The organism is Amycolatopsis sp. NPDC054798 (assembly GCF_053611505.1).
This window is the reverse complement of record NZ_JBSHAM010000032.1, coordinates 33,906-51,808: the sequence shown is the minus strand read 5'-3', so window position 1 is coordinate 51,808 and position 17,903 is coordinate 33,906. Positions and strand designations below refer to the sequence as shown.

17 protein-coding genes are annotated in these 17,903 nt (G+C 68.7%); 5 read left to right on the top strand and 12 right to left on the bottom strand.

Annotated elements, in window-relative coordinates; genetic code table 11:
- Positions 1–96 precede the first annotated feature (96 nt).
- From ACWGIC_RS21080 to ACWGIC_RS21055, 6 genes are all read right to left on the bottom strand, one after another.
- Complete coding sequence (locus ACWGIC_RS21080; protein ID WP_452077635.1) at positions 97–1,293, bottom strand: cytochrome P450; 1,197 nt, start codon at positions 1,291–1,293, stop codon at positions 97–99.
- On the bottom strand, positions 1,290–2,558 hold the full coding sequence (locus ACWGIC_RS21075; protein ID WP_452077634.1) for a methylaspartate mutase: 1,269 nt from the start codon (positions 2,556–2,558) through the stop codon (positions 1,290–1,292). Before ACWGIC_RS21075 ends, ACWGIC_RS21080 begins: the two co-directional genes overlap by 4 nt.
- The gene (locus tag ACWGIC_RS21070; protein WP_452077633.1) at positions 2,555–3,031 is read right to left on the bottom strand and encodes a cobalamin B12-binding domain-containing protein; all 477 of its coding nucleotides are present in this window, start codon (positions 3,029–3,031) and stop codon (positions 2,555–2,557) included. Before ACWGIC_RS21070 ends, ACWGIC_RS21075 begins: the two co-directional genes overlap by 4 nt.
- On the bottom strand, positions 3,028–4,242 hold the full coding sequence (locus ACWGIC_RS21065) for a type III PLP-dependent enzyme (RefSeq protein WP_452077632.1): 1,215 nt from the start codon (positions 4,240–4,242) through the stop codon (positions 3,028–3,030). Before ACWGIC_RS21065 ends, ACWGIC_RS21070 begins: the two co-directional genes overlap by 4 nt.
- Positions 4,239–5,708, bottom strand: coding sequence for an AMP-binding protein (locus tag ACWGIC_RS21060; RefSeq protein WP_452077631.1), 1,470 nt, complete (start codon positions 5,706–5,708; stop codon positions 4,239–4,241). Before ACWGIC_RS21060 ends, ACWGIC_RS21065 begins: the two co-directional genes overlap by 4 nt.
- A gap of 187 nt (positions 5,709–5,895) precedes the next feature.
- Positions 5,896–7,401, bottom strand: a complete 1,506-nt coding sequence (locus ACWGIC_RS21055; RefSeq protein WP_452077630.1) for an AMP-binding protein — start codon at positions 7,399–7,401, stop codon at positions 5,896–5,898.
- A 207-nt stretch (positions 7,402–7,608) separates the two neighbouring features.
- Here ACWGIC_RS21055 and ACWGIC_RS21050 point away from each other — a divergent pair, with 207 nt between their 5' ends.
- Entirely contained in the window at positions 7,609–7,881 is a 273-nt protein-coding gene (locus tag ACWGIC_RS21050) for a phosphopantetheine-binding protein (protein ID WP_452077629.1), read from the top strand.
- Here the strand turns inward: ACWGIC_RS21050 and ACWGIC_RS21045 are convergent.
- Together ACWGIC_RS21045 and ACWGIC_RS21040 are read right to left on the bottom strand one after the other, a co-directional pair.
- The gene (locus tag ACWGIC_RS21045) at positions 7,874–8,833 is read right to left on the bottom strand and encodes an ACP S-malonyltransferase (RefSeq protein WP_452077628.1); all 960 of its coding nucleotides are present in this window, start codon (positions 8,831–8,833) and stop codon (positions 7,874–7,876) included. The two genes, ACWGIC_RS21050 and ACWGIC_RS21045, sit on opposite strands and share 8 nt — an antisense overlap.
- Complete coding sequence (locus tag ACWGIC_RS21040) at positions 8,826–9,758, bottom strand: proline iminopeptidase-family hydrolase (RefSeq protein ID WP_452077627.1); 933 nt, start codon at positions 9,756–9,758, stop codon at positions 8,826–8,828. The genes ACWGIC_RS21045 and ACWGIC_RS21040 overlap by 8 nt, the downstream gene beginning before the upstream one ends.
- 233 nt (positions 9,759–9,991) lie before the next feature.
- Here ACWGIC_RS21040 and ACWGIC_RS21035 point away from each other — a divergent pair, with 233 nt between their 5' ends.
- Genes ACWGIC_RS21035 through ACWGIC_RS21025 form a run of 3 tightly spaced genes read left to right on the top strand, consistent with a single transcriptional unit; the run spans position 9,992 to position 13,037 of the window.
- Positions 9,992–11,254: a nucleotide disphospho-sugar-binding domain-containing protein gene (locus ACWGIC_RS21035; protein ID WP_452077626.1), complete on the top strand. Its 1,263-nt coding sequence runs from the start codon at positions 9,992–9,994 to the stop codon at positions 11,252–11,254.
- The gene (locus tag ACWGIC_RS21030) at positions 11,245–12,360 is read left to right on the top strand and encodes a sensor histidine kinase (protein WP_452077625.1); all 1,116 of its coding nucleotides are present in this window, start codon (positions 11,245–11,247) and stop codon (positions 12,358–12,360) included. Before ACWGIC_RS21035 ends, ACWGIC_RS21030 begins: the two co-directional genes overlap by 10 nt.
- 23 nt (positions 12,361–12,383) lie before the next feature.
- On the top strand, positions 12,384–13,037 hold the full coding sequence (locus tag ACWGIC_RS21025) for a response regulator transcription factor (RefSeq protein ID WP_452077624.1): 654 nt from the start codon (positions 12,384–12,386) through the stop codon (positions 13,035–13,037).
- A gap of 300 nt (positions 13,038–13,337) precedes the next feature.
- On the opposite strand, the gene ACWGIC_RS21020 is transcribed toward ACWGIC_RS21025, so the two are convergent.
- The 3 genes from ACWGIC_RS21020 to ACWGIC_RS21010 are packed head-to-tail and all read right to left on the bottom strand — an operon-like array spanning position 13,338 to position 16,190.
- Positions 13,338–13,802, bottom strand: a complete 465-nt coding sequence (locus tag ACWGIC_RS21020) for an acyl-CoA carboxylase epsilon subunit (protein ID WP_452077623.1) — start codon at positions 13,800–13,802, stop codon at positions 13,338–13,340.
- 56 nt (positions 13,803–13,858) lie between these two features.
- Entirely contained in the window at positions 13,859–15,427 is a 1,569-nt protein-coding gene (locus ACWGIC_RS21015) for an acyl-CoA carboxylase subunit beta (RefSeq protein ID WP_452077622.1), read from the bottom strand.
- On the bottom strand, positions 15,420–16,190 hold the full coding sequence (locus tag ACWGIC_RS21010; RefSeq protein WP_452077621.1) for a thioesterase II family protein: 771 nt from the start codon (positions 16,188–16,190) through the stop codon (positions 15,420–15,422). Before ACWGIC_RS21010 ends, ACWGIC_RS21015 begins: the two co-directional genes overlap by 8 nt.
- Positions 16,191–16,351: 161 nt before the next feature.
- On the opposite strand from ACWGIC_RS21010, the gene ACWGIC_RS21005 reads away from it, so the two are divergent.
- A complete protein-coding gene (locus ACWGIC_RS21005) occupies positions 16,352–17,203 on the top strand; it encodes an alpha/beta hydrolase (RefSeq protein ID WP_452077620.1) in 852 nt (283 codons plus the stop codon).
- On the opposite strand, the gene ACWGIC_RS21000 is transcribed toward ACWGIC_RS21005, so the two are convergent.
- Complete coding sequence (locus tag ACWGIC_RS21000; RefSeq protein WP_452077619.1) at positions 17,182–17,868, bottom strand: GNAT family N-acetyltransferase; 687 nt, start codon at positions 17,866–17,868, stop codon at positions 17,182–17,184. The two genes, ACWGIC_RS21005 and ACWGIC_RS21000, sit on opposite strands and share 22 nt — an antisense overlap.
- Positions 17,869–17,903 lie beyond the last annotated feature (35 nt).

Genomic DNA, 17,903 nt, shown 5'->3' with positions numbered 1-17,903 from the left:
CGCGGTAGCCAGGCAGCATTCATGGGTCGTCGGTCGGATCGTATGGCGGGCTCGCGCCGCGCCGGATCCCCAGAAAACGTCGTTAGGGGCGGGAAATCACCAGGCGACGCGCAGCAGCGACGGGCCGCGCACGATCACCCCGTACTCCCATTTCACGCCGTCGCGCCCGTCCGCGAGCCGCAATTCCGGAAAACGCTCCAGAATCGCTTTCAGCGCCTCCTGCAGTTCCAGCCTGGCCAGCTGCGCCCCGATGCAGTGGTGCGGGCCGTGCCCGAACGCGACGTGCGGGTTCGGGCTGCGGGTCAGGTCGATGACCTCCGGATTCGCGAAGACCTCCGGATCGCGGTTCGCCGCGTGCAGCGCGGGCAGCACCGGATCGCCCGCCCGCACCACGACGTCGCCGATCCGGATGTCCTCGCGGGCATACCGGGCGAACATCGCCGCGGTGTTGATCGGCACCCACCGCAGCAGTTCTTCCACTGCGGTCGGCAGGATCTCTGGCTGTGCCCGCAGCTGCGCGAGCAGTTCCGGCTGCGTGAGCAGGGTGAACACGAAGCTCGGCAACGCCGAGGAAACCGTCTCCACGCCACCGGTCAGCAGACCCGCACCGGCGATCGAGATCAGCTCGTTCTCGGTGAGCTTGTCCCCGGCGTCACGGGCGTAGACGAGTGCGCCGAGGAGGTCGTCGGTCGGGTCCTCGCGACGCTGCGCGACCAGCTGGGCCACGTAGTTGTCCAGCTGGTCGCCGTAGACGTCGAGCACGTCGCCCTTCGCCGTGGCGTCACTGACCAGCGCCTGGGTCCACTCGCGGAAGATCGTGTGGTCTTCCTTCGGCACACCGAGCAGGTTGCAGATCACCGTGACCGGCAGCGGCCGCGCGAGATCTTCGACGATGTCGCCGGGCGCGCCGGTCTCGATCATCGCGTCGATCAGCTCGTGCGTCAGGGTGCGGACGCTTTCGCGCATCGCCTCCAGCCGCCGCGCGGTGAACGCCTTCATCACCAGGCGGCGCAGCCGGGTGTGGTCCGGCGGATCCATGCCCATGATGCCGTCGCCCATCTGCTGACGGCGCATCCTCGGCTGGTCGAGCCCCTGTGCCAGCTCGCGGCTGAACCGCGGGTCGGCGGTCACCAGCTTGACGTCGGCGTACTTCGTCGCCAGCCAAGCCTGCTCGCCGAAGGGCAGCTGCACCCGGCTCATCGGCTCGTCGCGCTGCAACTGGTGGTAGGTCTCGGAAACGGACGTCTCGTGCATGTCGAACGGATACGCCCGGACAGTCCGGCGAGTGCTCATCGCGGTTCCCCTCCGATCGCGGTCATCGGCTGCTCCAATGCCTGGGTGTCATGGGTGTGCTGGACGTAGGAAAGCGCCGACATCAGCGTCGACGAGGTGATCCGGCCGCTCGGCGCGCGTTCGGCGATCCCGCGCAACGGCAGCGAACCGAGTTCGGACCAGCCGAGCCGGCCGTCCGCGTCGAGCGTGCTGCGCGCCTGCCCGGCGTTGTCCGGGTGCAGGCAGTACGGCACGTCGAGCAGGCCGCGTTTGAAAGCGACCACGAGCGCGCGGTCGAGGTCCGCGTGGCTGTTGAGGACCGCGTCAACCAAGGCGTAGGCCTCTCGGTAAACCTGGTTGTCTTCGTCCACAATGGCCTTGATGCCTTTCGCTGACGCAGCCGCGTGTTCGAGCGCGGTCACGTTCTCCGCGATGGTCGGGATCCGGTGCGCCTCGGCGGCGGTCTTCACAATCAGCCGCTCCGAACCGGTGCTCATCGCCAGCTCTGCGGCCTTGCCCAGCAACAACATCGCGCCGTCCGGCGTCCGCGGGAAGAGTCCCATGTAGGCGTAGATCACCACGTGCCAAGTCGCTTCCGGCAAGAAATCCGCGCACAACCGGCGCAGCGCGGCAACAGCTTCCCGGTCCTGGTGCAGGCTCGTCTGCTGCGCGTAGCTGACCGAAATGCTGCGCACACCCTTGCGGTAGAAGAACAACGCCTCCAGCACGCTGATCGCGACCAGCTCGCTCGGAGGACACAGCTGCCCGAGCATGCACCCGCCGAACGTCTCCAGATGCGGACGGCCGCCCGGATGTTCGGCGTCGACCAGCAGATCGCAGCAATACGCCCAATTCCGCACGGATTCATCGAGCGGCGTGCGACTGTAGGGCAGGCAATAGGAAATCGGTCCGCCTTCGGTGGCGTGCAGGCCGGCGGCGATCATCGAACGGAAAATGTCCGCGGGCCGAGCCGAACCGTGCCGGACCTGCACCGGGAACTCCGGGCCTTCGAGACCGTCGAGCATCGCCCGGGTCACCTCGGGCGGATGCGTGACGATCGGGTAGCCGTTGAGCGGAATTCCGTTGCGCAGGGCATGTTCCGCGGATTCCGTGTCGCGGACGCGGGTGTAGCTGTCGAGCGTGATCGTGCCGACGGTCGCGGCGTTCGCGCGCTTGGTCGCGACCAGTCCGGCGCGCATCGCGGCCGGACTGTCGAAGCCCATGCGCGGCTGCACGACCAGTTCCCCGGCCGCGTGCCGCTGCGCTACGAACCGCTCGAAGCTCACGCGCCCTCCAACTGGGTAACCCCGCCGGGAAGCGTGGCCGCGAAATGCCGGAAAGCGGCGGCGTTCTGCTCGTCGAACACTCCGTCGAACCCGGCGAACAGCAATTCCGCGGTCTGCTCGTCGGAAAGCGGCCCGCCAGTGCCGAGCTTCCCGCCGATCACGATCGGCAGCCGACGCAGCTCCGGCAACGCCCGCAGTCGTTGCACGACCCGCAGCCCGTCCTGATAACCGTGCCCGTTGACGCTGCTCAGCACCAGCATCGCCGGGCGACGGCTGACGCATTCGGACTCCAGCAGTTCGTCCGGCACGCACGCGCCGAGGTTCACGACGTCGAAGCCGAGTTCTCCCACCAGAAGTTCGAGGTAGACGAGGTTCCAAGTGTGTGAGTCCGACGCCATGCTGCTCACGATCACCGTGCGCCCGCCGGGCTCTTCGATGACGCTGCCGCCATACGCGCGGACTTCCTCGCTCATGGCGAAACCTCATAGGCTCGCTGATAGTCCAATCGCGACACCGAAATGACCTCGTCGCCCCGTACCACGACTTCGGTCGGCGCGGGACGGCCGAGGAAGCTGATCAAGCTCGCGGTGACGCCGTACGCACCCACGTTCGGCACCGTCAGCAAGTCTCCGGACGTCAGTTCGGGCAGCTTCGCAGCCTTCGAAAGCGAGTCACCAGGAGTACACAATGGACCGACAAGCTGGCCAGGGTTGTCTCCGACCTGCTCGACGCCGACCGCGGCGGGCAGCAGGCGTCCGATCCCGGAAAGCCCGCCGACCACGTTGATCCCGGCGTCGAGAATGACGAACCGGTGCCCCCGGCTCTCCTTCACGTTCACCACGCCAGCCAGCAGCGTCCCGCAGCTTCCGGAGAGATAGCGGCCGGATTCGCAAGCCAGCTCGACCTCGCCGCTGCGCCACTCGGGCAGATAGAGGTCGAGCAGCTGCTCCAAACCGTTGCGCAGCTTCGGGTAATCGGTGCGCTCGCCGGGAACCGCATACGGAGACGAGAATCCGCCGCCGATGTCGAGCAGTTCCAGCGGCAGTCCAGTTTCCTGGCGCAGCTGCGCGGCCGATTGCAACACGAACTCGTACTCGCCGAGCAGCGCGTCCTCATCCTGGGCGTTGCTCATGGTGAAGAAATGCGCGCCGACGATCTTCGCCCCGGAAACCGCCTTGAACAGCGGCATCAGCTCGGGCAACGTCTCAGCGTCGACGCCGAACTGCGACGGGCGGCCCATCATCCGGATCCCGGTCGACGCGCTGCCCTGCGTGGTGTTCACCCTCAGCAGGCAGCGTGCGACGGTGTCCTGCCGTTCCGCCGCGGCACCCACGTGCTGCAGGTCCGTCAGGGATTCCACGGAGAACAGCCGGACGCCCGCGGTGATCGCCGCGTCCAGCTCGCCGTCGGTCTTGCCCGGGCCGGTGTAGAGGATGTCTTCCGGAGCGAACCCGGCGGTTAGCGCGTTGGCCAGCTCGCCGGTCGAGCTGATCTCCGCGCGGCAACCGCCCTCGCGGAGTTCGCGGGCGATCTCCGGATGCGGGTTGGCCTTCAGCGCGTAGTAGACCTCGAACCCTTCCGGGAGCAGGCCGAACAGCTGATCGCGCGACTGGGCGGTCACGTCCAGGTCGTATACGTAGGCCGGCGTGCCGAACCGTGCGGCCAGCTCGTCGTACTTGCTCATTTGCGGGCACCTTCCACCAGCAGGGCCAGTTCCTTCGTCGCGTTCTTGCCGTGCGCGGTGAGCGGGAACTCGTCCACGACGTGGCACAGCGCGGGAACCTTCTGCGGTTCCAGCCGCTGCGCCAATTCCTTGAGCACAGTGGTCGGCGGCAGGTCGCTTTCCACGCAGATCGCCAGGTCTCGCGTCTCGCTCGGCGGGATCGCCCCCGCCGCGCGCACGCCCGGGATGTCCATCGCGGCCGCTTCGATCTCCAAAGTGGACATCCGGATTCCCTTGCGCTTGAACATGTCGTCGCGACGGCCCTCGAAGTAGAGGTAGCCGTCCTCGTCGAGCCGGCCGTAATCGCCGGTGTGCAGCCGGAGTTCACCGGTGGCTTCGTCGCGGCGGAACGAGCGCGCGGACAGCTCCGGAGCACGCCAGTAGCCGGGCATCACGTGCGGTCCGGCGGCGACGATCTCGCCGATTTCCCCAGCAGGCAACGGAGCCCCGTCGGCGGCGAGGATGTGCACGGTCGTGCCGGGCAGCGGAAGGCCCGAGGAGCCTGGACGTTCGGCGTCTTCGTCGGGCGGCATCACGGTGATCCGCTTGCACTCGGTCTGACCGAACTGCCGGACCACGCGCACGCCGGGGAAGGCGGCGCGAAGCTTCGCGATGGTCGAATCCGGCAGCGCCGCACCGGTGTTGGTGAACAGCCGCACCGGAGCCGGTTCGCCCTGGTCGCGTTCGGCCAGCGTGGCGATCATCGTCGCGAGCGAGGGCACGATCGGGACGACCGTCGCGCCTACCTCGCGCATCCGTTGCAGCAACCGAAGATCGGACTCGGCGTCGGCTAGCACGATCTCGCTGCGGCCGAGCGTCGAGAGGAGGACTTTGTACAGGCCGTAGTCCCAGGACATCGGGAACCGGCAGAAAACGACGTCGTCCTGGCGATAGCCAAGCACCGCCTGGATCGCGCCGGCCGCGAAGGTGACCTGCCGGTGCGGCCCGATGACGCCCTTGGGCGCGGCCGTGCTGCCGGAGGTGTACACGAGCACCGCTACGTCGTCCAGATCGACCTCAGTCGGCTCGACGCGGGCCTGCTCGCGGTGAGCTTCTTCAACTTCCGTCCACAGTGGAGCGAACTCAGGCGGTTGGACGATCAGCACCGGTTCGGCGTTCTCGACCACGGAGTCGAAGTGGAACTGCTTCATCGCCGGATTGATCGGCACGAACACCGCGCCCCGCCGCGAAGTGCCGTGGAAGAGCGCGACCAGCGCCCGGTCCGTCGGCAACTGCACCACCACGCGATCGCCGCGCCCCACCCCGCGCCGCGCGAGGACCGTCTCCACCGCGTGACTCCAAGCGGCCAGCTCGGCGTACGTCCACACCCCCGCCCGGTCTCGCACCGCCGCGGCGTCCGGCGCGCTGGCCACCGCCTCGTCGAGCAGGGCATGGACGAGAGAACCGGATTCGTTCACGACTGCCACTCCCGAAAGGATTCGTAGAATCACCGTGCCTGCGCGGGACAGCTCCCCGACGTCGGAAAGCTATCCGCGCGCAGGCGGTGATCCACACCCCTAACGGCCCCTAGCTGGCAGTCTGCCGCTCCGGCCCGAAAGCCGTGAAGGGCTCCTTGAGGGAATCTGATTCCCTCAAGGAGCCCTTCACGGACAACTAGGCGGGGACCGGGCTGAGGATCTCCGCGGCCCGCGCGGCGAGCGTCTTCCGGTCGATCTTCCGGTTGGAATTCAACGGGAACTCCTCCACGTGCTCGTACCGCCGCGGGATGACGCCCTCGGGCAGCACCGCCCGCAACGCCCGCACCAGCTCGATCACCGGCCGCCGCGGCCCGGTGTAGAAGACGAACAGCTCGGTCCCGCCGTCCCCGGCCACGCCGAGCGCCACCGCCTGCACCCCGCACTCCTGCAGCGCGTGCTCCACCTCGGTCAGCTCCACGCGCCAGCCGAGCACCTGCACCTGCGAATCGAGCCGTCCCAGATACGCCAGATCGTCGCCGCCGAGCCGGCGCACCCGGTCGCCGGTGCGGTAGAACCGGAGCCCGTCGCGGTCGAGGAACCGGCCCTTCTCGTCGGCCGGGTCGAGATACCCCGGCGTCAGCTGCGGTCCGGCGATGGCGAGTTCGCCTTCCCCCGCCTCGTTCTCGTCGATGAGCAGATACTCGTGTCCCTCGTGCACCGCGCCGATCGGCACCACGCCGTTCACCGCCACGCGCGGGGTTTCCTCGTCGTCCCAGCGGTACCCGGCGACGGTGATGGTCAGCTCCGTGGGGCCGTAGAGGTTCTCGGTGACGGCGTTGCCCGCCGCCGCCCGCCAGTCCGCGGTGTCTCGGACGGTCAGCGCCTCCCCGGCGAAGAAGCTCCACCGCAGGCCGGGCATCGCGCCCGGGGTCAGCCGTCCGGTGCGGCGCACCAGATCGATCGCGCTCGGCGTGGAGAACCACACGGTGAGGCCGCGCTCCTCCACGAACGCCGGCACGTTCCGGTACGCCGCTCCCGGCAGGACCACCGCTTCCGCGCCCGCGCCCCACGCGCAGAAGAGGTCGAACATCGCACAGTCGAAGTTCAGGTCGAACGTCTGGGAGAAGACGTCTTCCGGGGTGAAGTCGTACCGCGCGTCCAGCAGGCCGAAGTAATGCTCGGTGGAGCCGTGGCCGATCCGGACTCCCTTCGGCCGTCCAGTGGAGCCCGACGTGAAGAGCACGTACGCGGAATCCTCGGGCTGGACGTCCTTCGGCGCGATGAGCGCTTGCGCCGCCTTCGGCTGCCACAGCCCTGACTGGCTGACCTCCGGAGCCAGAAGCGTCTTCACCGACGGGGCGACGGTCAGCCCGCGTTCGTCCGCGATGATCGCGTCCACCTCCGCGGCCTCGACCATCTGCGCGGTCCGGGCCGCCGGGAAGTCCGGCCGCAGCGGCACAACCGTCGCCCCGGCGTACAGCCCGGCCAGAATCCCGGCGTAGGCAGTCACTCCCTTCCCGGCCAGCACCCCTACCGTGCGGGCGCCGGACTCCGCCAGCGCACCGCCCCACAGCAGCGCCCGCTCGTGCAGCTCGCCGTAGGTCAGCGTCTGCCCGCCGACGCTGACCGCCGGGCGGGACTCGGAACGGGCCAGCCCGCGCAGAAACCGCGAGTGCAGTCCCGAGGTGGTCGTCGTGTCCATCGTGGTCCTCCGCGTACTGTGCCTATCGTTTGCCGACCCGACCACAGTCACGGCCTGATGGCTTCCTAGCAACGGTTGCCTGCCGGGTGGGGGGTCGGCCTGCTTTTGGCCGGATCAGCAATAGGGGTGCCGGTGCGTCGCCCGGGAGCGGCGGCGCGGGGTAAAGTTCAAAACCGAACCGGGCGGTCGGTTTCCCTGCCTGGTGAAGTGCCCGACCCAGCCACCGGAGTAGCCATGTGGGACAGCTCTTTCGACGAAGCCCTCCGCCCGTACCTCCCGTTCCTGCCCGCCGACGAGGCGCTGACCGCCGAGACCCCGCTCAAGGAATACGGTCTCGACTCGCTCGCCACGGTGGAACTGCTGGCGGTGCTGGAGGAGAAGTACAACGTCCGGTTCTCCGACGACGCGCTGAACCTGGAGACGTTCGAGAACCCCGGACGCCTCTGGAGCACGCTGTCGCAGCTGCAGCCGGCTAGCTGACCCGCGAGGGACCCGCGCCGCGCCGCCGCGGCTGCAGCGCGAGCCGCGGGTTCACCGTGGTCACCTCGAACCGGCTGGTGGTGGCCCGGACACGGCCGAACAGCGTGTCCGGTCCGGCCACCCACAGCTTGCGCACGCCGAGCTGTTCGAGCGACGAGCACACGTCCGGCCAGCGCAACGGCTCGACGATGCTGTCCAGCAGCATCGTGCGGACCTGCTCGCCGGACCGCAGCACCGAACCGTCCTGGTCAGCGATGATCGGAAGGAGGGGATCATGGAAGTCGAGGCCGCCGAGCACCTCGTCCTCGGCCTTGCGCCGCAACGCGCCGAACGCACGCGAATGCAGCGGAGGACGCATCGTGTACAGCGACAGCCCGCCCATGCTCCGCACGGTCTGCTTGAGCCAGTCGAGATTCCGCTCCCGCACCGAGACCATGTAGAAGTCGTGGTCGATGTAGCAGGAGATGTCCGCCCATTCGCCGCGGCCGTCGAGTTCGGTCAGCGCGTCGCGCAGTTTCTCTTCCGGGGTGCGGACGAACGAGTGCGTGACGACGTCGGTGTGCTCGGTCGCGAAGAACTCGTCGAGGCACTGCGCGAGCTTCGCGGTCATCCACACCGCGTCCGGGAAAGTCAGCGAACCGGCGTACACGCTGGCCGGTTTCTCGCCGAAACTCGGGCCGGTGCAGTAGTCCGGGCTCATCCCGTACTCCTGTTCGGCCCATTCGGCGAGCGCGACGCAGGTGAGCATGAACCCGACCTGGGCGTACTCGGAATAGTCGCCCTCGGCTTCGCGGAAGCGGTCGACCAGCGAGTAGCCCAGCCGGTCGTCGGCGTCCTTGATGAGCCTGCGCGCGAACGGGTTGATGAGCAGGAACTTGCCGAAGTCGACGAACCGGCACGGGCTCATCCCGGGGAACACGACCGCCGATCCGGCCTGGCTGGCCTCATCCATGACTGGCGACCTCTCTTTCGGCGGGGCAATGGACTTCCTGCAGGAATCCCAGCAGGATTTCGCGGAACCGTTCCGGTTCCTCGAGATGCGGGACGTGGCTCGACTCCGGGAGGATCTCCCAGCGCACGTCGTGAATGCGGTCGTAGTACGGCTGCACGGTGGCCGGGGTGGCCTCGTCGTGCGCACCGGAAATGAGCAGGGTCGGCACCTCGATGTCGTCGAGGCGGTCGATCACCGAATAGTCCGCGAGCGTGCCGGTGACGGTGAACTCGCTGGGGCCGTTCATCACCGAGTACACGGTGTTGTTGTCGGCCATCTCCATGAACGAGGCGACATAGTCGGCGGGCCACGGCAGCACGCGGCAGACGTGCCGGTCGTAGAAGACGCGCATGAGGTCGAAGTACTCCTGCGTGTCCGTGGTGCCGGCCGCTTCGTGCGCCCGCAGGCCCTCGTCGACGCCGGGAGGGAGCAGCGCGCGCAGCCGGTCCATCTCGCTGCGCCACAGCTCGTACGACGCCGGCGAGTTGGCGATCACCAGCCCGCGCAGGCCGTCCGGGCGTTCGGCGGCGTGCCGGGCGACGACCAGGCCGCCCCACGACTGTCCATAGAGGACGTAGTTGTCTTCGATCCCGAGCCGGTGCACCAGATTGTCCAGCTCGTCGCCGAACAGCTCCGGGTTCCAGAACCCCGGCCCGGCGTCCGGCAGCCGGGTGGACCCGCCGCTGCCGAGCTGGTCGTAGTGCACGACCGGGAATCCGTGCCCGGCGAGTTCGGCCAGGCTCAGCAGGTAGTCGTGCGTGCTGCCCGGCCCGCCGTGCACCACGACCACAGCGGGAGCCGCGCCTCCCGGTTGCCCGGTGACCCGGTACCAGGTGCGGTGCTCGCCGAACGGGACCCAGCCTTTCGCGGTGGGCGCCACGGCCATGCTCATCACCTCGTTCGCCTCCCTCGTCCTTCTCCGGCGCAACGCGGCCGGATCCGGTTACCTGTCTATCCGCCGCGGCCCGCGCGCCACTAGCCCCTAAGGGGCATCTAAAGCCGAGCCAAATCCTCCTTGCCCGCGCCGGATTCAGGGGTCCCCTACCGGGTGGGCCCCGGCCTGGCGCGGCCCTACCGTTTCCCTTGTTCTCCCCTGACTACGAACCCGGAGCTGCCGCGATGCGCGTGATGCTGATGGTCTTCCCGACGAGGACGCACGTTTACAGCATGGCTCCGGTGGGCTGGGCGCTGGCCGCGGCCGGGCACGAGGTGCGCTTCGTCGGACAGCGCAACCCGCGCGAGGTCGCGCCGTTCACCGAAACCGGGCTGGACGCCATGTGGTTCGGCGACGAACTCGACATCGCCCGCCACCGGCAGCAACAGGTCGACGGCAACAACGCGATGCACGGCGAATTCCGGCTCTCGGAAAGCCGTCCCGAGCGCTACACCGAGGAGTACGTGCGCAACGTGTACGAGCATTGGGTCGACGTGTTCCGCTGGACCACGCCGGACCTGCTGCTCGACGAACTCATCCGCTTCGCCCGGCACTGGCAGCCGGACCTCGTGGTGTGGGACCCGCTGATCTACGCCGCGCCGATCGTCGCGCACGCCATGGGCGTGCCGCACCTGCGGATGATGTACGCCGCCGACCAGACCGCCCGCATCGGCGCGCAGTACCGCGACCTCAGAGCCAGCCGCCCCGAGGACAGCTCGCCGGACCCGTTCGAGACGTGGATGTCCGCCGAGGTCGGCCGGTTCGGAGCCGACTACGACGAAGCCCTCCGCTACGGCGTGCGGACCATCGACTGTCATCCGTCGTATCTGCGCTACGACGGCGTGGACGTCGACTACCTCCCGGCCCGGTTCGTACCGCAGAACAAGCCGATGGCGATCCCTTCCTGGGTGCTGGACCGGCCGGAGCGGGCGCGGGTGATGCTCACCCTCGGCATCTCCAACCGGCAGACGCTCGGCGTCGAGGAGACCTCCGTCGGGGACCTGCTGGACGGGCTCGCCGACCTTGACATCGAAGTGATCGCCACGCTCAACGCGGAACAGCTCGCGTCCGTGCGCGCGATCCCGGACAACGTCCGCGCGGTCGATTTCGTGCCGATGAACGAACTCCTCGCCTCGTGCTCGGCGATCGTGCACCAGGGCGGCGGCGCGACGATCGGCAACGCGGTGGTGAACGGCGTCCCGCAGCTGGTCATCCCGGGCACCACGTGGAGCGAACGCGGCTCCGCGGTGGCTCAGGTGAAGCGCGGCAACGGATTGCTGGTGGACCTCGAGGACGTGACGCCCGCGAGCGTCCGCGACGGAGTGTGCCGGCTGCTGGATGAACCGTCCTTCCGGGAATGCGCGCTCGAAGTGCGCGACGAGATGCTGGCGACGCCCACCCTCGACGACCTCGTACCGGAACTGGAACGGATCGCGCGATGCCCGTGACGCGGCCGCCGACCATGCGCACGATCGGGTTTCTCGTGCTGAGCCTCCCTATCCGGTTCGCCGCGTTCGTGCTGATCCTGGTGACCATGGTGGTCGGCGTCGCCACGACGATGCTGTGGATCGGCATCCCGATCCTGCTGGTCGCGACCTCGCTGATGCTTTCGTACTGCGCCTTCGAACGACGCTGGGCGCACCAGATGCTCGGCGTCGCCATCGCTGAACCCGTCCGCCGCCGCCCGGCCGGACCGGGCATGCTCGCCGTCTGGCAGGCGCGGCTGCTCGACACCGCCACCTGGCGCGAGTTCGCCTTCTCGCTCATCGCTTTTCCCTTGGGCATCGTGGAATTCGTGGCGGGTGTCGTGTCCATCGCGGTACCTCCTTTCGGGATTTTCGTGGCACCGCGCATCGGGACGATGCACGGCGAACTGGCGACGTCGTTTCTCGGCCCGAACCGCACCGCGCAACTCGAAGCGCGCACGGTGCAGCTGCGGAACTCGCGAGCACGCGGAGTCGACGCGGTCGAGGCCGAACGGCGCCGGATCGAACGGGATTTGCACGACGGCGCACAGCAGCGGCTGGTGTCCGTCGCGATGAGCCTGGGCCGCGCCCAGCTCAAACTCGACCTCGACGACCCGACCGCGGTCCGCGAACTCATCGGAGCCGCGCACGCCGACGCCAAACTCGCCGTTTCGGAGTTGCGCGACCTGGCGCGCGGCATCTACCCGCCGGTGCTCCAGGACCGCGGCCTGGACGCGGCGTTGTCTTCTCTTACCGCAAGAATGCCTATCCCTATTGAGGTCGAGGTTACCGTAGAACCCCGTCCGCCCGCACCTGTCGAGACGACCACGTACTTCATCGTGAGCGAAACGCTCACCAACGTGACCAAACATTCCGGAGCCGACCGCGCGTCCGTGCGAGTGACCCGCGACGACGACACCGTGGTCGTCGAGATCACCGACAACGGCCACGGCGGCGCCTCGATGCGCCCCGGCGGCGGCCTGGCCGGACTGGCCGACCGAGCCGCCACGATCGACGGCGTGCTCACCGTCGTCAGCCCCGCCGGCGGCCCCACCGTCGTGCGGGCCGATCTGCCCGTCCGCTGGTGAATCCTGTTGTGGAGGCTAGAGAAATGCGCGTCGTGATCGCGGAAGACTCGGTGCTGTTGCGCGCCGGGGTGCAAAGCCTGCTCGCGGACGTCGGCATCGAAACCGCCGCCGCGGTCGACAACGGCGACGACCTGCTGGTCGCCATCCGGGACCACCGTCCCGACCTGGTCATCGCCGACGTCCGCATGCCGCCGACCTTCACCGACGAGGGCCTGCGCGCGGCATTGGCCGCACGTAAGGAAATCCCCGGCCTGCCGGTCCTGGTGGTGTCGCAGTACGTCGAGGGAAGCTATGCGGTAGACCTGATCGCGGAAGGCACTTCCGGCGTCGGCTACCTGCTGAAGGAACGAGTCGCCGACGTCGCGGACTTCCTGGAAGCAGTCCGCCGCGTCGCCGGTGGCGGATCGGCCATCGACCCGGACGTGGTCGCGCAGATGCTTTCCCGCAGCCGGGATCCGCTGGAGGCGTTGACCGCGCGGGAGACCGAGGTGCTGGCGCAGATGGCGCAGGGCCTGTCGAACGCGGCCATCGCCAAGGCATTGGTGGTGACGCAGGGAGCGGTGGAAAACCACATCAGCAACATCTTCGCGAAGCTCGGCCTGGAGGCCAGCCGGGACCAGAACCGCCGCATCCGCGCGGTGCTGACCTATCTGGACAGCACCGCGGTGCACGCCTGATTCACCGGATCGATACCGTGCAGATGTTCGACCTGCGGCGGTAGCTTGGGAATATGGATCTTGGACCTGTCCCCGTGTCGTCCGTTGTGGACGACGTAGTAGTTCTCTTGTGGCGCAACGTTTCCGCCACTCGCCGCCGTTCGCCGCTGTTCCCGTCGAGAGCGGCAGTTCGCGCCAGTCGGCGGTCTCGAAGACCGGCGTTCCCCGCGATTGCCCAAGCCGGAAAAACCTTGTGGCAGAAGGCCCGCATCGCCCTGCGCAGACGCGGGCCCCGCTCTCTCGCGTCCTTGCCGGACGGGTCTACCGTGCCCGCCAGCTCGTCGCCGGAACAAACCTTGTCGACGGTTGCCGAGGTGACGGCAGCACAGTTTCCTCGCGCCCAGAACGTGCGGCCTGACCGACAGCGGCCAACGCCACCAGAAGCGCAGCCACTTCACCGTCATCCGGATTCCCGCGCACGACACGTACTGCGGGCACTGCCGCCGCAGCACGCTGGTCATCCTGCGCCCCGGCGGCTTCGGAATCAGTCAGCTCCGCCTGCGCCGCAAGGTTTTCTCCCCTGGCAGCAGCCAAGCCACCCGACGCTCCAGCCCGTTCTTCAGGCGATTCAGGCACCGGGCTGGCACCGACTGCGCGCGCTGCCGGTTCATCGCGCCCATCGCCAGTCGCCCCGCCAGGTCGCGAACCGCCCCGCGCCACGTCCGGCACCCCCGCGGCGTCCGGCTCGTCAAGCGCGCCAGGAGCCTCCGCGGCAAGACCCGCCATCACTCCAATCGACCCCATCACGTCCTCCGTTCTTCGACGCGCGACCCGGGCCGCCATCACATCGGCGGGTTCCCGTGCTTGCGCGCCGGAACGTCGGCGTGCTTGGCCCGCAGCATCGCCAGCGACCGGATCAGCATCTCCCGCGTCCGGCCGGGCTCGATCACGTCGTCGACCAGCCCGCGTTCGGCCGCGTAGTACGGATGCATCAGCTCGGTCTTGTACTCCTTGATCTTCTGCCGCCGCACCGCCTCCGGGTCGTCGGCCGCGTTGATCTCGCGCCGGAAGATCACGTTCGCCGCACCCTCGGCGCCCATCACCGCGATCTCGTTCGTCGGCCACGCCAGCGAAACGTCCGCGCCGATGGAACGCGAGTCCATCACGATGTACGCGCCGCCGTAGGCTTTCCGCAGGATCATCTGCACCCGCGGCACTGTCGCGTTGCAGTAGGAGTACAGCAGCTTCGCGCCGTGCCGGATGATGCCGCCGTGTTCCTGGTCCACCCCGGGCAGGAAGCCCGGCACGTCGACCAGCGTCACCAGCGGGATGTTGAACGCGTCGCACGTCTGAACGAACCGCGCGGCCTTCTCGCTCGCCTCGATGTCGAGCACCCCGGCGAGCGTGGCGGGCTGGTTCGCGACGATTCCGACGACCCGACCGTCGAGTCGTGCCAAGGCGCACACGACGTTCGTCGCCCAACCGGCGTGCACCTGAAGGAACTCGCCGTCGTCGACGATTTCCTCGATGACGGCGCACATGTCGTACGCGCGGGCGGAGTCCGTCGGCACCACCTCGAGCAGTTTGTCCGTGCGGCGGTCGGCCGGGTCGGCCGTCGGTTCCACCGGCGGCATCTCGTTGTTGTTGGACGGCAGCAGCGAAATCAGGTACCGGACGTCCTCAAGACAGCTGGGTTCGTCGTCGTAGACGAACGCGGCGACACCCGACGTCGAGGCGTGCACGTCCGCGCCGCCGAGACCGTTCTGGGTGATCTCCTCGCCGGTCACCGCGTGCACCACGTCCGGGCCGGTGATGAACATCTGCGAGGTTTCCCGCACCATGAACACGAAATCCGTCAACGCGGGCGAATACGCGGCACCGCCCGCGCACGGGCCGAGCATCACCGAGATCTGCGGGATGACCCCCGAAGACCGGGTGTTGCGCTGGAAAATCCCGCCGTACCCGGCGAGCGCCGTGACGCCCTCTTGAATCCGCGCACCGGCACCGTCGTTGAGCGACACCAGGGGCGCACCGGCCGCCGCGGCAAGATCCATCACCTTGTGGATCTTCTGCGCGTGCGCCTCGCCGAGCGCGCCGCCGAAAATGCGGAAGTCGTGGGCGTACACGAAAATCGTGCGCCCGTAGACCGTTCCCCAGCCGCACACCACGCCGTCCGAGTACGGTTTGCGGTGTTCGAGGCCGAAGGCCGTAGCGCGGTGGCGGCGCAAGGACTCGATCTCGGTGAACGAGCCCGGGTCGAGAAGCAGTTCGATGCGTTCGTGCGCGGTCAGCTTGCCGCGGTCGTGCTGCCGGGCGGTCGCGGCGTCGTCGGGGCCGCGCCGCGCGGCCTCCTTGATCTCCCGCAGTTCCTCGAGTCTGCTGTCGAATCCGATCGCCAGTGCCTCAGACATGTGCACGCCCCTTGTCGACAAGCCGATCGGTCAGATACCGGAGAATCACGTCCTGGTGGCGGGTCAGGAAGAAATGCCCGCCGTCGAGCGGGACCAGCTCGAAGCCCGCCGAAGTGTGCTCGCCCCACGACCGGACCTCGTCGACCGAGGCGACCGGGTCGGCGGTGCCGGTGAACGCGACCACCGGGGCCTTCAGCGGCGGGCCCGGCCGGTACCGGTAGGTCTCCACGGCGCGATAGTCGTTGCGCACCACGGGAAGGATCATCCGCACCACGTCGTCGTCGCCGAGCAGGTCCATTTCGGTTCCGCTCAGCCGGCGCAGTTCGTCGATCACGCCGTCGTCGGTGCGGGTGTGCACGTTCTCGTCGCGGTGCCGCGACGGTGCCCGGCGGCCGGACACGAAGAGCGTGTCCACCGCGGTGCCCGCGGCCTCCAGCCGTCGGGTCGCCTCGAAGGCGATCATCGCGCCCATGCTGTGGCCGAACAGCGCGAGCGGCAGGTCGTCGCGGCCGCGCAGCAGTTCGGCGATCCGGTCGGCCAGCGCGTCGACAGTGGTCAGGAACGGCTCGTGCCGCCGGTCCTGGCGGCCCGGGTACTGCACCGCCAGCACCTCGATGTCCGGGGTCAGCGCCCGCGACACCGGGAAGTAGAACGGAGCCGAACCCCCGGCGTGCGGCAGGCACACCAGCCTTGCCTTCGCCTCGGGCGACGTGTGGAAGCGGCGAAACCAGCTGTCCTCGTCGGAATTCGCGCTACCCGTCATGTCGTCCCACCGCCTTTCCGACGTCTGCGCCGGGACGACCCGGCCACGGATCCTTCTTCGCCGACCCACGCTAACCGCGCCCGCCACGCGCAACGACCCCTAACTCCCCCTAGATCCACAATGGACACTGCGCTCCCCCGAGACCAGGAAGGATCCCTCGCATGCAGCCCACGTTCGTCCTCGTGCCCGGCTCCCACGCCAGCGGACGCTGTTTCACCGCGCTTCAGCGGGAGCTAGCCCTGCGCGGCCATCGCAGCCTGGCCGTCGACCTGCCCGGCCACGGCACGGCGGGCTTCTCTGCCGCCTACCAAACCCAAGACCTCGTAGCGTTCGCCGAAGAACCGTCACCGATGGCTGGCATCACGCACGCCGACAACGTCGCTCACGTCATCGACGTCGTCCGTCGCGTACGCGAACACGGGCCGGTAATCCTGGTCGGCCACAGCCGTGGCGGCTTTACCGTCACGAGCGTCGCCAACGCCGTCCCGGACCTGCTGGCCCGAACCGTCTACGTCTCGGCCTGGTGCTGCGTCACCGGCACCGCCGCCGACTACCTCGCCACCCCGGCCTTCAGATCCCCCGCGCTGGCCGGCACCGGCCCGATCGCCGTCGGCGACCCGCACCGCCTTGGCGCCGTCCGGATGAACTGGCACACCACCGATCCCGCGCACCTGACCGCACTGAAACGCGCCTGGACCGCCAGCGGCACCGACGCGGAGGTCGTCGCCTTCCTCTCGACGCTCGACCCTGACGAATCCCGCGACGCCGGCACCGACCTCGTCGACCCGGCCGTCTGGGGCCGGATCCCGCACAGCTACGTCCGCTTGACCGCAGACGCCAGCATGCCGCTGGCGTTGCAAGACCACTTCATCGAAGAAGCCGACGCACTGACCCCCGGCAATCCCTTCGACGTGCACTCCCTGCCCGTCGGCCATATCGATCCGCTGCTCCGCCCGAGCGGCCTGGCCGAAATCCTCGCCGGATCAGCCGATCACCGCTCCGGAGCCCGGTAGGCGCCGAACTGGATCTGCCGGAGGTGCCGGAACCCCAGCTTCTCGTACAACCGGATCGCGCCGGTGTTCGTCGCGGCGGCGTGGAGAAACGGCCGATCCCCGCGCTCCAGGATCCCCGCGGCCACCGCCAGCACGAGCCGCGCCGCCAGCCGCTGTCCCTGGAACGCCGGATCCGTGCACACCGCGCTGATCTCCGTCCACCCGGGCAGCCGCATCCGCTCGCCCGCCATCGCCACCAGCGCCCCGTCGCGGCGGATGCCCAAGTAGGCGCCCAAAGCGATCGTCCGGGGCAGGAAGGGGCCGGGCTTAGTCCGGGACACCAGATCGAGCATCTCCGGCACGTCCGACTCGGTCAGCCGCACCGCCTCCGCGTCGGCGGCCGCGGGAGCCGCCGACCCGTCCATCTGCACCCCAGACAGCTCGGCCTCGACCGTCCATGCCGCGGGCGGCGGCGTCCCGACCTTGCCCACGACGAGCGTCGACGCCCCGGGACCGATGAGGTCGGCGATGTCGTGCCACACGTGGTCGTCCGGCTGGTCCGGCACGGCGAGGAACGGAGAGACATCCACCGGATACCGCAGCACCTGCCCCTTTTGCTCCGCGAACGACGCGTGCGGGCCGCTCAGCGCGGCCCAAGCGGGGTTTTCGAGCGGGGACGTGCTCATTCTCGCCTGCCATTCCGATCCGGGGTTCCCGATCA

Bases quoted from the DNA above. Each gene is read 5' to 3' on its own strand.
- ACWGIC_RS21080 (WP_452077635.1), bottom strand. From the start codon at position 1,293: ATGAGCACTCGCCGGACTGTCCGGGCGTATCCGTTCGACATGCACGAG.
- ACWGIC_RS21070 (WP_452077633.1), bottom strand. From the start codon at position 3,031: ATGAGCGAGGAAGTCCGCGCGTATGGCGGCAGCGTCATCGAAGAGCCC.
- ACWGIC_RS21065 (WP_452077632.1), bottom strand. From the start codon at position 4,242: ATGAGCAAGTACGACGAGCTGGCCGCACGGTTCGGCACGCCGGCCTAC.
- ACWGIC_RS21055 (WP_452077630.1), bottom strand. From the start codon at position 7,401: ATGGACACGACGACCACCTCGGGACTGCACTCGCGGTTTCTGCGCGGG.
- ACWGIC_RS21045 (WP_452077628.1), bottom strand. From the start codon at position 8,833: ATGGATGAGGCCAGCCAGGCCGGATCGGCGGTCGTGTTCCCCGGGATG.
- ACWGIC_RS21040 (WP_452077627.1), bottom strand. From the start codon at position 9,758: ATGGCCGTGGCGCCCACCGCGAAAGGCTGGGTCCCGTTCGGCGAGCAC.
- ACWGIC_RS21035 (WP_452077626.1), top strand. From the start codon at position 9,992: ATGCGCGTGATGCTGATGGTCTTCCCGACGAGGACGCACGTTTACAGC.
- ACWGIC_RS21030 (WP_452077625.1), top strand. From the start codon at position 11,245: ATGCCCGTGACGCGGCCGCCGACCATGCGCACGATCGGGTTTCTCGTG.
- ACWGIC_RS21025 (WP_452077624.1), top strand. From the start codon at position 12,384: ATGCGCGTCGTGATCGCGGAAGACTCGGTGCTGTTGCGCGCCGGGGTG.
- ACWGIC_RS21020 (WP_452077623.1), bottom strand. From the start codon at position 13,802: ATGGCGGGTCTTGCCGCGGAGGCTCCTGGCGCGCTTGACGAGCCGGAC.
- ACWGIC_RS21015 (WP_452077622.1), bottom strand. From the start codon at position 15,427: ATGTCTGAGGCACTGGCGATCGGATTCGACAGCAGACTCGAGGAACTG.
- ACWGIC_RS21010 (WP_452077621.1), bottom strand. From the start codon at position 16,190: ATGACGGGTAGCGCGAATTCCGACGAGGACAGCTGGTTTCGCCGCTTC.
- ACWGIC_RS21005 (WP_452077620.1), top strand. From the start codon at position 16,352: ATGCAGCCCACGTTCGTCCTCGTGCCCGGCTCCCACGCCAGCGGACGC.
- ACWGIC_RS21000 (WP_452077619.1), bottom strand. From the start codon at position 17,868: ATGAGCACGTCCCCGCTCGAAAACCCCGCTTGGGCCGCGCTGAGCGGC.